We start from the raw sequence: 13357 nt of genomic DNA, 5'->3' as shown, positions 1-13357 counted from the left end.
GGTTCACTCTTTTTTCTGCCGCCGGAGCATATCAGCAGCGTAGCGGGCGAGCCCGTAGACGCCGTCGGTCGAGGGGTGAACCTCGACGATATCGTCAAATTCGCCGACGGTGATGCCCCGCTTCATCAGGTAGCCGAGGTAGGAGAGGAGCGTCGATGCGCCCGGGACACCGGCGGCGGCCCCGACGAGCCGGCCGGTCTCCGGATCGACCCGGACCTGCGCAAGCCCCGCCCAGCCTCCCGCCACGTCCCAGAACGAGCCGGGGCCCGCGGGAGCCGGAGCCGAGAGGGTGACGCACCCCCCGTCGGCTCTGGCTGTAGCAAAGGCGTAATCGTAGCGGAGGCTCATCGCCTGCGGGATGCCCGTATAGTCCATGACGGTAGGGTGGCCGAGGATGTTTTCGGCCGCCACCACGCCCTCCCGGCGGGCCGCGGGGGTGAGGTAGGGCGGGCCGATGACGTCGCCTGCGGCGTAGACGCCGGCGACGCTGGTGCGCATCTGCCGGTCCACGATGACCGCGCCGCCCGGTCCTTTCCGGAGGCCCTGGAGCGGCTCCGACCGCGGGACAAGCCCGGTGGCGAGCAGGACAGCATCGGCCGTCAGTTCCTCGCCGCCGGCGAGCAGGACCGACCGGACTCGTCCGCCGCCCTCGATGCCGGTGACGACACTCTGCTCGCGGATGCCGACCCCGGCGAGGTCGCGGAGCGCGGCGGAGCGCACCTTGTCGTCGAGGTCCCGGAGCAGCCCGTGCCGGGCGATGATCTGGACTTCGGACCCGAAGGCATGGAATATGTGGGCGAACTCCGCCGCCACCACCCCGCCGCCGACGATGACCATGCGCCGTGGGAGGTCGTCCATCGCATGGAGCGTCTGGTAGGTGTAGACGCCGGAGAGGCCGTTCCCGGGGATATCAGGGACGGCCGCCCGCGAACCGGTGGCCGCGAGGACCGCATCGGCCCGGACCTCCTCGTCGTCGACATAGACCCGGTCGCCCGAAAGCCGGCCTTCGGCACCGTAGATGATCTCGACCCCCGCCCGGCGGGTCTCGGCGTCGAGGACCGAGGAGAGTTTCTCCTGGACCTCGCGCATCCTCCGTTTGACCGCCGGGTAGGAGACGGCCGGGACCGAATCGAGGATACCGAGGTTCTTCTGGGTCCGGGCATACTCGACGAGTCGGGCAACGTCGTTTAAGGCACAGATTGTCATGCACCGGTCGTGCAGGCACTGTCCGCCGATCTTGTGCTTCTCGATGAGCTGGACCTCCGCTCCGGCCTGGGCGAGGCGCATCGCCCCTATCCTTCCCGCAGGGCCACCGCCAATGACAATGAACATGGGTTACCTACAGGAGTTCAACGCCCTCGTCCATCGGCATCGAGAGAACCTCGCCGGTGAACGCGTTGACCTCAACGATCCTGCTCCCACCCCGCACCTGCCAGACCGGCACGTAGACGACCTCGAGGTCGACCCTGATGTTGCTCCGGTCGGGTTTGAGGGTCTTCTCCTCGTAGAAGATAGCGTCACCCTTCTCGTAGCGGAACCGTACCCGCTGGGTGAGCCGATCGACAACATCCCGCACGAGTTGCCCCTCGACGTCCTCCCGCACGAGCCGGGCGGGCACGATCTCGGAGCCGAACGGGACCGGTCCGCGCTCGATAGTGCCGGGGTCAAGTTCCATCTTCATGCCGTTGATGGCGTTGACTGCTCCGGCTCCCTCGGCGTCGAAGGAGACCAGCCGGTCCTTCACCTCGCGCTCGCCGCTGCTCACGTAGTGGTAACTCCAGTACGGGATGAACCGGCACTTCGCCGACCCATGCAGCCCGGCAATGCCACAGGCACGCTTCTCGGTAACCCGGACAGGGAGGTGGGGCAACTCCGGCCCCGCTTCCGGCTCTTCCTCCTCCGTCGCGGGGGCGGCCTCTACCGGTTCACCCCGGATAGCCGGGACAGGGAAGTCGAGAATCAGGCTCCGCCCGAGTACCTCCGCAAGCGCGGCCTCGCCCGCGTAGCGGACGAACTCATCCGCGCCCCAGCGGATGCAGTCCTCCGTCTGCACCGCTTGATCGAGGGCGAAGAGTAGTTTCCTGCAGACCAGGTCGTCGTCACCGGTGCGCAGCCGGTAGGTCGTCGAATCAAACTTCCTGATCGTCTCCGGGTCGTCGGAGCAGAGCGCCACCAGGGCGTCTCCGTTCCCGATTGCGGAGAGATCCAGCGGGTCGCCGACCTCCTCGACGTCGTAGGAGGCCGCTATCAGAATCCGCTTCAGCACGTTCCGGGCTTTTTCCCGAGTCCCACTCTCCATTCACCTTACAATACCACAGGTAGGTAGAACAAGTTTTCCCTCCCGGGAACCGGCCTGCCGGAGAGGGAGGGCGAGAGAAGGGGAGGTCAGGGGCAGGGACCAGGGCCGGCCCTCAATCCAGAGGCAACACTTTTTCCCCTATCGCACAAGAGATCTGATAATGCATGTCCCCCTGAAGTTCACCAACCACCGCATCGAGGAGTACGCGCTCAGGGTGACCTACCGTCCGGAGGAGAACACCGGGACAATCATATACAACCTCTCGCTCATCGAGAGCCGCGACCTCGAGTTCACGCTCTCCATTATGAAGGAGGCCCACAGAACGGGCATCACCATCAGCGATCGGATCCTGGTCGCCGGCCCGGGAGAAGAGGTCGGCGACTACACCGTGCCGGACGGCCGGCACGCCGTCTGCACGATGTGCAGCATCACGCTCGATGCCCTCCTTCTCCGGCGTGGCATCCCGCAGAACCCGATCGGGGGCGGTGTCGTCGAGGTCGAGGCGCGGATCCCCCGACGGTTCACGAGCATGATCCTCTACCGCGACACCACGCTCGACCCCCTCGAGGTCCTGATATCCCAGGAGGCCACGTCGATCCTCGACGTTATGCACCACGGGAACGGCAACATCCTCGCGAATATCCGGGAGTGCCACATGGAGGCCGAACCACTCATGGGCACGGTGCTCGATGAACTCTCGGCAATCGGGTTCTCCGGCATCCTGGACATCGGCGCCCCGAACGTCCCCCTGCTCGGGGTTCCGGTGAGCCCACAGTACGTGGGCGTGGCGATGGTCGGGGGCACGAACGCGATGGCCGCCGTCAGGGAGGCAGGAAGGCCGGTCGTAACCCGGGCGCTCAAAGGGCTGATCGATATCCGGGAGATGGGCTACCTCGAGGACTACTGACCGGCTGCACCCACCCACTCCGTGACGCTGTTGAGGTAGCGCCTGACGAACTGGACGAGCCCGGCCGACTCCGAGTAGAGCGCCGAAGGCTGCTCGCCGCTCGACCCCATCCAGACCAGCGCCCTGGCGTCGTCCACCAGGAAGACGCCGGAACTCTCGTACCGCAGGCCTTTTCCCGGCGGCGCGTGCGTCTCGTAGTGCGCGCCGAGGGGGTGGACGTGGACCCTGAACCCAGAAGGCTGCTCGCCCTTCCAGTTGTCGGTGACGATATCGACCTGCACGGAGTCGGGGACAGGCTCGAGCAGTGCGAGCACGCTCCCTCGAAGAAGGTCCCACGCGACCAGCATTTCCATGTTCCGCTCCGCGCTCCGGAACATATCAGCGAGGCGGGTCTTGATGTTCTCCTCGCCGTAGATAGTCCATATGAGTTCCTGGTTGCCCCGGCCTTCCGCATCCTTCTCCTGGTAAAATGCATCGAGGGCCGTGCGGGCGTTTTCCGCATCCATCTCAATCCGGCGCATCAGGTTCTCGATGCCCCGGACGGGAGGGATCGCTTCGAAACGTTTTGGCGTCGTGTGGGAGACGCTGACCAGTTCTTTCTGGACGAGCCGGTCCAGGACCGGGTAGACGGACGCGCGCGGCACCCCGGAAGTCTCGTGGACCTCCGTCGCGGTCGCACCCGTCATTCTGATGAGTCCTATATACACGAGGGCCTCGTACTTCGTAAGTCCCAATGATTTAAGAGATTCGAGGAGGTCGTTTGGTATATCCCGGAGAGCCTTCATCCATCATGTATATATACTGTCCAGCAATAAATGTTGTTGTTAAAATAACAACAAGGTGAAAAGATGCGTTGGCAGCACTTACCGGTACTGATGCTCCTGCTGGCACTCCTGGCTGTTCCGGGGTCGGCGGCAGGGGCCAAGTACCTCTACGGAAACCCCGAATTGTCAGCAACGATCGCCGGTACCAACGAATTTGCACCCGGTGCCGACACCAGCCTGACCGTTATCATATCTAACAGCGGCCTGAATACCCACAAGATCGTCGGCTCGACGATCGTCACCCCCGACGACCTGCCGAACACCGCGAAACTGGCTACGGTGGCTCTCAAGAGTAACGACGCACCGCTCACCGTCAAGACGGACCCCCAGTTCCTGAGTGACATTATGGGCGGCGCATCCCGGACTGCCACGTTCAACGTGAAGGTGGCCGATTCCGCGACACCGGGCACCTACACCCTGCCGCTTGAGGTGACCTACACCTACCTGCAGGAGGCGGAAGATTACGGCGACACCCTCCGCTACAACTACCAGAAGAAGACCGAGATCCTGCCGCTGACCGTCCGGGTTACACCCGATCTCCGCGTCGAGATCCTGAACGTACGGTCCGAATCGCTGAACGTCGGCACGGAAGGCTATGTCTACCTGACCCTGAAGAACATCGGGCACGACACGGCAAATAAGGCCATCGCCAAGGTTGTCAGGAATGGCGCGAGCCCGCTCATCCCCACCGACGGCAACGCCTACATCGGGACGTTTGAACCGGGAGAGACGGTGGATGTAAAGTTCAAGGTCGCGGTTGCCGACAGCGCCGAGCCTCAGTCGTACCCGCTGGATGTCATGGTCGCCTACGAGGACTACGAGGAGAAGACGGTAACCTCCAGGGCGGCGACGATCGGTCTTCCCGTCGGCGGCAAGATCGCCTTTGACGCCGTCTCGCCGACGGTGACGCTCCACCCCGGCGATAAGAGCATCCTTGAAGTTGTCTACAAGAACACAGGAGCAGCGAAGGTCTACAACGCCCAGGCCCGGATCAGCGCCGTCGACCCCTTCACCAGCAGCGACGACACTGCCTACCTCGGCGACCTTGCCCCTGGCGAGACCGCAACGGCACGGTTCGAGGTGAGTATCGATGCTGACGCGACTTTGAAGGAGTACGGGATCGACTCCGAGATCCGTTACCGCGATGACCTCGACAACAGCAAGATATCAGACACCATGAAGGTGCGGGTCGCGCTCGATAAGAAACAGGGCGCTCTCTTCACCAATCCGGTCTTCCTCGTCGCTATTGCGGCTGTCATCATCGGAGCAGGGTATTATATATTCGTGTACCGTAAGAAAAGGTGATGAACGGGTACTGGGACGGGCCTAAACCGGAGCCGCAGATAAGAGTGATCGAAGAGATGCGAGAGGTTCTTGCAGATCCCGGCTGCACCTCCGATCAGCCCCTCTATTTTATGTACCGAGATCTCGCCCGGAGCGAGAGCGACCGGGAGTGGCTCCGGCAACAGCACGTCCGCTACGACATCACCGTTATTCCTTCCCGGACCCTCTGTGGGGAGTACGTCAAGACAAAGGGGCACTACCACACTGCGAACCCGGCCGGGATGCTCTACCCGGAGATCTACGAGGTGCTTTCGGGGACGGGACACTATCTCCTCCAGACTGAAGACGCCGGCGACGTGGTGATGGTCGAGGGCTCCGCGGGCGACAAGATCCTGATCCCACCGGGGTACGGCCACGTGACCATCAACCCTGCGGGGAGTGACCTCGTAATGGCAAACCTCGTCTCGACGGAGTTCTCCAGTAACTACGGTCCCTACATAGATCAGCAGGGCGCCGCCTACTACGAGATGGAAGGGGGAGCGCTCGTGAAGAATCCGCATTATCCTGATGCCCCGCCGGTGCGCTACTGCGACCCGGTGGAGGTCCCGGAACTCAGGATCGAGAAAGGCGTCGGGCTCTACGATCTGATTGGACACCCCAGATCCGTCGCCTTCCTCAACCACCCCGAACAGTTCATGGAGATCTTCGCCGGCGTGACCGGCGGGTGCCTGCTGGTGCGGTGAGGGGGACGGAGAACCCCGACTTCAGTCGGGGATAGTCGACGTTCCCTTCCGTACCTCATCAAGGACCTGGCAGACCCGACACGTCTTCCCGCACGGTTCCCCGCACCGCTCGCAGACCCGGAGCCCATCGCCTGTGTGCTTCCCCGGATTCCGGAGGGTCTCGCCGAGGTTGACGAGCGAGTATTTCGTCGCCGGGTGGCGGTAGGTGTAGTCGTCGAGGATGCCACGGACGTCCCCCCGCAGGGCGCCGACTGCGTAGGGGCAGCCAGCAAGGTCGATCCCCTTGACGTGGAGGAAGGCGTAGAGCGCCACCTCACGCTCCGGTATGTACATAAACGGCTTGATCCGGGGGACAAAACCCTCCACTTCCTGCACCGGACGGGTGAGTCGGTCCGGGTCGCCCCGGAGGACGTTCATCAGTACCGACTGGGCCTCGTCGTCGAGGTTGAACCCGTAGGCGAACTTCGTGACACCCTCCTCGCGGGCGATCCGGTTCATCAACGCTCGCCGGAGCACGCCGCAGTAGGAGCAGGAGAGCCGGGTTCCCTTTCGGCCTACGATCTCGTCGAGCGTGACCCCGTACTCCTCGACAAACGAGGCCGTCACCCAGGGGACGCCGATACGGTCGGCGATCGCCCGGGCCTGGTTCGGATCGCGGTAGCCCGAGATCCCCTCGTCCACCGTTATCGCCATCAGCCGGACGTCACGGCGCTCGTGGAGGAGTTGGTGAAGAAAGAAGAGGACGGCGCTTGAGTCCTTGCCCCCCGAAAGCGCCACTGCCACCATATCCCCCGACTCGATCCAGCGGTGCTCCCGTATCGCCCGCTTCGCCTTCGCCTCAAAATCGCGGTTGAAGTGCTGCTCGCAGAGATGCAACCCCGAGTATCGCTGGTAGATGACCGCGTCGCGGCGGCACTTGCTGCACTGCATGCTCTCTCGATCATTCTTTTATCACCGTGGCACATAAATGGTGTAGAAGATGCCTGTTCCTGCAGAATACGTGCGATCCCTGCACGCCTACGAACTCCGGATCCTGCTCGCCCTCGAACGTCTCATGCGCCGCTACCAGTGGGTGCCGCTCGATGTGCTCAGGTCGGCCACAAAGTTCTCGGAGTCCGAGCTCTCCTACCGGCTGGGCAGGCTGATGGCCATGAACATGGTCAGGTATGAGAAAGTCCCTTACGAGGGTTACGCTCTCGTCTTCAACGGCTACGACACCCTGGCCCTCAACACCCTCACCCACCGGGGCACCATCCAGGCGCTTGGGACCCTGATCGGCGTCGGGAAAGAGTCGGAAGTCTACGAGGCAATGGGGCTCGGGCCTGTGGTGTTGAAGTTCCACCGGGTCGGGCAGCGGTCGTTCCAGTCAGCCCGGCTGAAGCGGGGCTACATGCCGGAGGGCGGGCACTGTCCCTGGCTCTTCGCTTCGAGCAACTCGGCGAAGATGGAGTACGATGCCTTAAAGATCCTCCACCCCGCCGTCTCGGTGCCGCTTCCCATCGACCAGAACCGGCACGTCGTGGCGATGTCGTTTGTGCCGGGGGTCAACCTCTCGCGGGCGGCCCTTGCGGAGCCGGAGATGATCCTCGACGAGATCCTTGATAACATCCGCGAGGCCTACCGTCTCGGCATCGTCCACGGCGACTTAAGCGAGTTCAACGTCATGGTCGACGAGGGGCAGTGCTGGTTGATCGACTGGCCCCAGTGGGTGGAGACCGCCCACCCCAACGCCGGTGAGATCCTCACGCGGGATATCGAGAACATCCTCCAGTACTTCAAACGGAAATACGGCCTTGAATACGCCTGCGACGAAGCACTGGCAAGGGTGGTGGAGTGAAGGTCTTCGGGATCGATATCATCAAAGGTTCGGTTCGTTCCCGTACCCGGCGGCCCGTCTATGCCCTCGCCCAGGTGGAGGACGGCGAGGTCCTGGGCGTCGAGGAGGTCACCGGATTCCGGCTCCAACGCCTCCTTGCGAGCGAAGAGCCCGATATCCTCGCGGTGGATAGCCTCCAGGAGATCGCCGCCGACCAGCGCGAACTCCACGCCTTCCTGCAGGCGCTCCCGCCGTCGACGAAACTTGTCCAGGTGACCGGCGGCGAACGGAAAGAGACCCTTGGGAAGGTCGCCGCCCGTTACAACATCAGTTTCAACAAGTTCGACCCCTACGCCGAGGCCCGGACCACAGCCCGGGTGGCCTCCCTCGGGGCGGGCGTCGAGGTGATAGCGTTTGAGAACACCACCGACATCACGGTGAGCAGGCACCGGTCGCCGGGCCGGGGCGGGTGGAGCCAGAACCGCTACGTCAGGAAGATCCACGGCGCCGTGTTGCAGAAGGCCCGGGAGATCGAAGCCAGGCTCCGGGGCGCCGGGCTCGACTACGAGAAGAAGGAGACAAAGGCCTTCGGCGGATTCTCACGGGTCGCGTTCCGGGTCATCGCCTCCCGGGACAGGGTCCCGGTCCACTCCTCCCGGGGCGCCGATGTCCAGGTCCGGGTGACAGGCAAAGAGCTCGATCGGATACGGTTTGAACCGCTCTCCAGCCGCCCCCGCTACCTGATCGTCGGGCTCGACCCCGGGACGACGACCGGCATCGCCGCTGTGGACCTCGACGGCAACCTGGTCCTCCTCTCAAGTTCCCGCCAGATGACGATGTCCGATATAGTCGAGGAACTCTACCGCGCCGGAAAACCACTCATCGTCGCCTCCGACGTCCAGCAGATGCCCTACTCGGTCGAGAAGATACGCCGGGCGTTCAACGCCATCCCCTACACCCCGAAGCAATCGCTCTCGGTGGAAGCGAAGTATGACCTGACCGCCCGGTTCTCGTACACGAACGACCACGAGCGCGACGCCCTCTCGGCGGCACTGGACGCCTACCGGAGCCTCCAGAACAAGTTCCGGAATATCGCGAAGCGGGTGCAGCCGGGATTCGACCTCGATGAGGTGCGGGCACGGGTGCTCCGGGGCCAGCCGCTCGATGCGATCCTCGCGGACCTGCAGGGAGCACCGGCGGCGCCAAATGAGGCCGAACCGGCGGCAGCGGTCCCGAAGCGGCCGGTCGAGGACGAGCGGGTGATGGCGCTCGACGGGATGGTGAAGCGGCTCCGGAGTTACGTCCAGGACCTGCAGGAGGACCTCCGGGAGCGCGACCGGGAGGTGGAGCGGCTGCGGCAGGGCCTGCGGCGGGCACGTTCCGCGACCGAGCAGAAGGTCCGGCGGGATGCAGAACTCGCGACGAAAGACGCGACCATCGAGAGCCTGCGCGAGCAGCTCCGGGGCGAGCGGCGGCGGACCCGGCGGCTGAAAAAACGCCTGGAGCGGATAGAGACTGTCGCGAAGATCGAGGTCTCCGAGGACTACACCCCGCTCAAGGTGCTCGACTCCCTCACCCGGGACGGGGTGCGGAACCTCCAGGAGGGGATCGGCATCTCCGCGGGCGATATCCTCTACGTTCCCCGGGCTCACGGCTGGGGGCGAGGCGTGGTGAAAGACCTTGCGAGGACGGGGGTGCGGGCGCTGGTCGTCGGCGGGGAGCCTCCCGACCCGCACCTGGTCCGGGTCGCCCGGGAGGCCGGCCTCCCCCTGCTCCCCGCCGAAGCTGTGGGCCCGGATATCCGGGGCAGGACCGGGGCGGCAAAGACCGGGGGCGTCGAGGAGGCGATCAGGGAGTGGGAGGAGGATCAGAAGGAGTACCGGCGGGAGAAGGAGGCCGAACGGGTCGAGTACCTCTTCAAGGAGTACCGGAGCGAGCGGGAGAAGGAGGTGCGTCGCGGTGGATGAGCGGGGCCTGCACCGGCTTATCGGGACGGTCATCGCCCCGGAGCGGCTTCGAGACGACTGCGCCGTCATTCCCTGCGGGGATACCCTTCTGGTCGCGAGCACCGATATGCTTCATGAGACCACTGATTTTCCGGCGGGGATGACCGACTGGCAGGTCGGCTGGATGGCGGTGGCGGTCACGCTCTCGGACATCGCGAGCATGGGGGCGGCGCCGGGGCAGGTGCTCCTCGCGGTCGGTCTCGACCGGCCGGAACGCCTCCTCAGGATCATGGTGGGCGCACGGGACTGCTGCACTGCGTTCGGCGCTGAACTCGTGGGGGGGGATCTCGACGCCCACCGGGAACTGACCATCGTAAGCACCGGGCTTGGGACCGTCGCCCCGGAGCAGATCGTCCGGCGGCGGGGAGCGCGGCCGGGTGACGTCATCGCGGTCACCGGGCCGCTCGGGGAGGCCCAGGCTGCCCTGGACGGCTACGAACAGCATAGAAAGGAACTCCTCGAACCGCAGCCCCGGGTAGCAGAGGGGCAGGCGCTCGGTCGTGCCGGGGCCTCGGCGATGATGGACATCTCCGACGGCCTCGCCCTCTCGCTCTACGATCTGTCAGCGGTGAACGACTGCGGGTTTGCCGTCGATACCGCCCGTCTCCCGCTCCCGGCCGGCGTCCCGGAGGACGAGGCCCGAGAACTCGCACTCTACGGCGGAGGGGACTTTGAACTCCTCTTCACCGCCCCTCCTGCTCTCTTTCCGATCCCGGGGGTCACTGCGCACGTCATCGGGGAGGTCGTAGCAGAGCGAACGGTCCTCGCGGACGGAACGCCGCTCGAACGCCGGGGATACCTGCACGAGTGGAAGGGTTAGGCTGCCGCCCTTACCCCCATCCGCCGCCACTCCCAGAAGATATACGCGAGGGCGAGCACAGCAAAGAGGAATATGACCCCCTCGGTCACCAGGATCCCCTGCGTCTGCGCGAGGTAGACGGCGGCGGCGTCCACTGCAGCGTGCCAGAGGATGGCGAGGGCGAGGAGCGCTTTTTTACCGTAGACGACGGCGGCGAGCACCATCAGCGACCAGGCGATGTGCAGGGTGATCGTCATCATCCGCTCGGCGAGACCGGGGAGGATGTCGAGCGGGGTGAGCGCCTGAAGGGCCTCGATCTCGGCCTGGGGGAGGGGGTCGTCGGGCAGGGGGATCGCTCCCCCGTCGCCGGTGAGAAGGATGTAGGAGACCATGCCCGCAAGCACGACCAGCGCGACGATCATGCTCTCGACACCGCCCCACCCGGTCCCGAAGAGGAGGCCGTTCTCCCGGGTGAGGGGGATCTCCTGCCGCCGGAAGAGGTAGCGGTAGACGAGGTAGCGGCCGACCTCCTCGAAGAGCCCGGCCATGAGGCCGAGGTAGAGGGCGAGGACCGCGACGGCCGCCGTCGTGCCGAACGGGAGGACAGCGAAGTAGAGCGGGGTCTGCGTCAAGATGACGAGCGGCGCGTGGAAGACCTGCACGACGATGAAGAAGAGGGCGCCGAGCCCGAAGACACGCCATGAGAGGCCGAATTTTTTGACGATCCAGTAGCCGAGCGCGAGCGGAACGATGATCTCAAGCAGGGCGACGACGGCGAACGTAGCGACAACCAGCGGGTCCATGGGGGAGAATGCTTTGACTAATTATTTAACAATTGTCAATGTATAGGTGAAGAGGATATCCCGATCACTATGCATATACAGCACCCGGGAACGGCCCCGGAGGGAGGGGGCAGGTCCGGAGGTGCAGGCCGGTTCTCGAACAACTTCGACTTTCTGCGGTTCGCCGCGGCGGTGGCAATCGTCGTCACGCATGCCTACGCGCTCAGGCTCGGCTATGTCGGCATAGGGCTGTACGACCCGTTCGTGCTCATGGGGCAGACGGGGCTCGCCGTCCTCCTCGTCACCAGCGGCTACCTGATCACGGCGAGCTGGGAGTCGACCGCATCGCCGCTCCGCTTCGCCTGGAAACGGTTTCTCCGTGTCGTCCCGGCATTTGTCCTCGCGATCTTCGTTACGCTCTTCGTCATCGGCCCGTTGATGACGAACCTCCCCCCGGTAGAGTACTTCGGTGCCCTCTTCTCCCCGGCAGGGCTCGCCACCATTCCGTTCTTTGAGAACGGGTCGGCAATTGGCCTCTTCCAGGAGAACCCGTGGACCTACGTCAACGGCTCGCTCTGGACGATACCCGTCGAGGTCGCTATGTACGGTGTCGTCGCGCTCCTTGGTATCGCCGGGCTCCTGCGGCGGTGGGGCGCCATCCTTGCCCTCGCGGGAATAAACGTCCTTCTCTGGGTGGCCTGGTTCGACGACCCCCGGATGGCGAAGATCCGGTTCACCCTCTACTTCTTCATCGGGGCCTCTCTCTACCTCCACCGGGAGCGCATCACCTACCGGCCGGTTGTCGCCGGGGCGCTTTTCCTGCTGCTCGGCCTCTCGGCCCTGACACCCTACCTGACCGTCGCCGGGCTGGTCTGCATCCCCTACCTCGTCATCTACGCCGCACACCTCCCGGTCCCGTTCCTGAACAACTTCGGGAGGCCGGGCGACTTCTCCTACGGCATCTACATCTACCACTACCCGGTCCAGCAGATCCTGATCCAGGCCACGGAGAACACCCTCCTCCTCCCGACGCTCTGCGGCCTCTCGTTCCTGGTGACGTTCCCGCTCGCGTTCCTCTCCTGGCACGTCATCGAGCGGCGGGCGCTCGCGGCAAAGAACCTCAACACTGCCGACCTGCGGCGGGCGCTCGGGCTGCCGCTCCTGCCGGAGCCCCTCACCGGGTGGTGGGCGGCACGGAAGTGACAGACGCGAGGACCTCTTCGAGGATCTCCACCGCATCCCGGACATACCTGGGGCAGAGGGTCGGGGCGAGGCCCTGCTCGCGGGCCCGGGCGAGCCCCTCGTCGGTCGAGAGATCACAGTCGAGGAGCCCGGTGCAGGAGATTGTCCCGTGCGTCCGGACGAAGCGGGCGATGAACTCCTGTGTGAGGGCGTAGGTCCGGTCCTTCGCCTCTTTTCCCTCAGGGCCGGTGCTCCCTAACAGGAGCCCGAGCGCGAGGACCGCACCCGATACGGCCCCACAGGCGCCCCCCGTATGCCCTACTCCGCCGCCGAACCCGGTGGCCGCCCGGAGGACGACCTCTTCGGGCACCCCGGCATCGCGGGCGAAAACCGAACTGACTGCCTGTGCACAATTACAGCCCTGCATGAAGCAGGCGACCGCTCTCTCTGAACGTTCTGTCGTAGAACTCACCTGATGGGGGTTCGCTACCCGCCCCCTTCAAACTTGCGCGGGAGGTCCGGGGGAAGATATTAAGAACCGGTCAAGGAAAGAAGAGACCTGGAGAAGAGCGTTACCCGAACGGGAACACTTCCTTGGCATCCGCTCCGCCGGGACCGGCTCACCGATCACGGTTGCCGAGGATGCAAAGTCACACCTAGTGCATCGATTCCAAAATAACCGACCATATCTGGCCTTCGTCCCCCTCCCCCACGG

The 13357-nt window shown here is 64.6% G+C and carries 13 protein-coding genes; 7 read left to right on the top strand and 6 right to left on the bottom strand.

What is annotated here, in order from left to right; genetic code table 11:
- Positions 1 to 3 precede the first annotated feature (3 nt).
- Positions 4 to 1332, bottom strand: a complete 1329-nt coding sequence (locus tag BP846_RS04505; protein WP_292392866.1) for an NAD(P)/FAD-dependent oxidoreductase — start codon at positions 1330 to 1332, stop codon at positions 4 to 6.
- Between the two features lie 7 nt (positions 1333 to 1339).
- Positions 1340 to 2299, bottom strand: a complete 960-nt coding sequence (locus BP846_RS04500; protein WP_292392864.1) for a hypothetical protein — start codon at positions 2297 to 2299, stop codon at positions 1340 to 1342.
- A gap of 160 nt (positions 2300 to 2459) precedes the next feature.
- On the opposite strand from BP846_RS04500, the gene BP846_RS04495 reads away from it, so the two are divergent.
- Positions 2460 to 3206, top strand: coding sequence for a DUF128 domain-containing protein (locus BP846_RS04495; protein WP_292392863.1), 747 nt, complete (start codon positions 2460 to 2462; stop codon positions 3204 to 3206).
- Here the strand turns inward: BP846_RS04495 and BP846_RS04490 are convergent.
- A complete protein-coding gene (locus BP846_RS04490; RefSeq protein ID WP_292392861.1) occupies positions 3200 to 3991 on the bottom strand; it encodes a TrmB family transcriptional regulator in 792 nt (263 codons plus the stop codon). The genes BP846_RS04495 and BP846_RS04490 overlap by 7 nt on opposite strands.
- Positions 3992 to 4054: 63 nt before the next feature.
- On the opposite strand from BP846_RS04490, the gene BP846_RS04485 reads away from it, so the two are divergent.
- Together BP846_RS04485 and BP846_RS04480 are read left to right on the top strand one after the other, a co-directional pair.
- On the top strand, positions 4055 to 5335 hold the full coding sequence (locus BP846_RS04485) for a COG1361 S-layer family protein (protein ID WP_292392859.1): 1281 nt from the start codon (positions 4055 to 4057) through the stop codon (positions 5333 to 5335).
- Positions 5335 to 6057, top strand: a complete 723-nt coding sequence (locus tag BP846_RS04480; RefSeq protein WP_292392858.1) for a glucose-6-phosphate isomerase family protein — start codon at positions 5335 to 5337, stop codon at positions 6055 to 6057. The genes BP846_RS04485 and BP846_RS04480 overlap by 1 nt, the downstream gene beginning before the upstream one ends.
- Positions 6058 to 6078: 21 nt before the next feature.
- Here the strand turns inward: BP846_RS04480 and BP846_RS04475 are convergent, their stop codons facing one another.
- Positions 6079 to 6987: a TIGR00269 family protein gene (locus tag BP846_RS04475; protein ID WP_292392857.1), complete on the bottom strand. Its 909-nt coding sequence runs from the start codon at positions 6985 to 6987 to the stop codon at positions 6079 to 6081.
- A 49-nt stretch (positions 6988 to 7036) separates the two neighbouring features.
- On the opposite strand from BP846_RS04475, the gene BP846_RS04470 reads away from it, so the two are divergent.
- From BP846_RS04470 to thiL, 3 genes are read left to right on the top strand one after another with little or no spacing between them, the layout of a single operon-like run.
- The gene (locus tag BP846_RS04470; protein ID WP_292392856.1) at positions 7037 to 7894 is read left to right on the top strand and encodes an RIO1 family regulatory kinase/ATPase; all 858 of its coding nucleotides are present in this window, start codon (positions 7037 to 7039) and stop codon (positions 7892 to 7894) included.
- A complete protein-coding gene (locus tag BP846_RS04465) occupies positions 7891 to 9840 on the top strand; it encodes a DUF460 domain-containing protein (RefSeq protein ID WP_292392855.1) in 1950 nt (649 codons plus the stop codon). Before BP846_RS04470 ends, BP846_RS04465 begins: the two co-directional genes overlap by 4 nt.
- Complete coding sequence (gene thiL / locus BP846_RS04460) at positions 9833 to 10699, top strand: thiamine-phosphate kinase (protein WP_292392854.1); 867 nt, start codon at positions 9833 to 9835, stop codon at positions 10697 to 10699. The genes BP846_RS04465 and thiL overlap by 8 nt, the downstream gene beginning before the upstream one ends.
- Here the strand turns inward: thiL and BP846_RS04455 are convergent.
- Positions 10696 to 11481, bottom strand: a complete 786-nt coding sequence (locus BP846_RS04455; protein ID WP_292392853.1) for a YhfC family intramembrane metalloprotease — start codon at positions 11479 to 11481, stop codon at positions 10696 to 10698. The genes thiL and BP846_RS04455 overlap by 4 nt on opposite strands.
- A gap of 69 nt (positions 11482 to 11550) precedes the next feature.
- Here BP846_RS04455 and BP846_RS04450 point away from each other — a divergent pair, with 69 nt between their 5' ends.
- Entirely contained in the window at positions 11551 to 12663 is a 1113-nt protein-coding gene (locus BP846_RS04450) for an acyltransferase family protein (protein ID WP_292392852.1), read from the top strand.
- Here the strand turns inward: BP846_RS04450 and BP846_RS04445 are convergent.
- On the bottom strand, positions 12635 to 13114 hold the full coding sequence (locus tag BP846_RS04445) for a C-GCAxxG-C-C family protein (RefSeq protein WP_292392851.1): 480 nt from the start codon (positions 13112 to 13114) through the stop codon (positions 12635 to 12637). The two genes, BP846_RS04450 and BP846_RS04445, sit on opposite strands and share 29 nt — an antisense overlap.
- Between the last annotated feature and the right edge of the window lie 243 nt (positions 13115 to 13357).

This window comes from Methanoculleus sp. UBA303, assembly GCA_002501655.1.
Classification (GTDB): Archaea; Halobacteriota; Methanomicrobia; order Methanomicrobiales; family Methanoculleaceae; genus Methanoculleus.
The sequence above is the reverse complement of the archived record's forward strand: the minus strand, read 5'-3'. Positions and strand labels throughout refer to the sequence as shown.

Coding starts and splice junctions, on each gene's coding strand:
- BP846_RS04505 (WP_292392866.1), bottom strand. CDS start 1,332: ATGTTCATTGTCATTGGCGGTGGCCCTGCGGGAAGGATAGGGGCGATG.
- BP846_RS04500 (WP_292392864.1), bottom strand. CDS start 2,299: ATGGAGAGTGGGACTCGGGAAAAAGCCCGGAACGTGCTGAAGCGGATT.
- BP846_RS04495 (WP_292392863.1), top strand. CDS start 2,460: ATGCATGTCCCCCTGAAGTTCACCAACCACCGCATCGAGGAGTACGCG.
- BP846_RS04490 (WP_292392861.1), bottom strand. CDS start 3,991: ATGAAGGCTCTCCGGGATATACCAAACGACCTCCTCGAATCTCTTAAA.
- BP846_RS04485 (WP_292392859.1), top strand. CDS start 4,055: ATGCGTTGGCAGCACTTACCGGTACTGATGCTCCTGCTGGCACTCCTG.
- BP846_RS04480 (WP_292392858.1), top strand. CDS start 5,335: ATGAACGGGTACTGGGACGGGCCTAAACCGGAGCCGCAGATAAGAGTG.
- BP846_RS04475 (WP_292392857.1), bottom strand. CDS start 6,987: ATGCAGTGCAGCAAGTGCCGCCGCGACGCGGTCATCTACCAGCGATAC.
- BP846_RS04470 (WP_292392856.1), top strand. CDS start 7,037: ATGCCTGTTCCTGCAGAATACGTGCGATCCCTGCACGCCTACGAACTC.
- BP846_RS04455 (WP_292392853.1), bottom strand. CDS start 11,481: ATGGACCCGCTGGTTGTCGCTACGTTCGCCGTCGTCGCCCTGCTTGAG.
- BP846_RS04450 (WP_292392852.1), top strand. CDS start 11,551: ATGCATATACAGCACCCGGGAACGGCCCCGGAGGGAGGGGGCAGGTCC.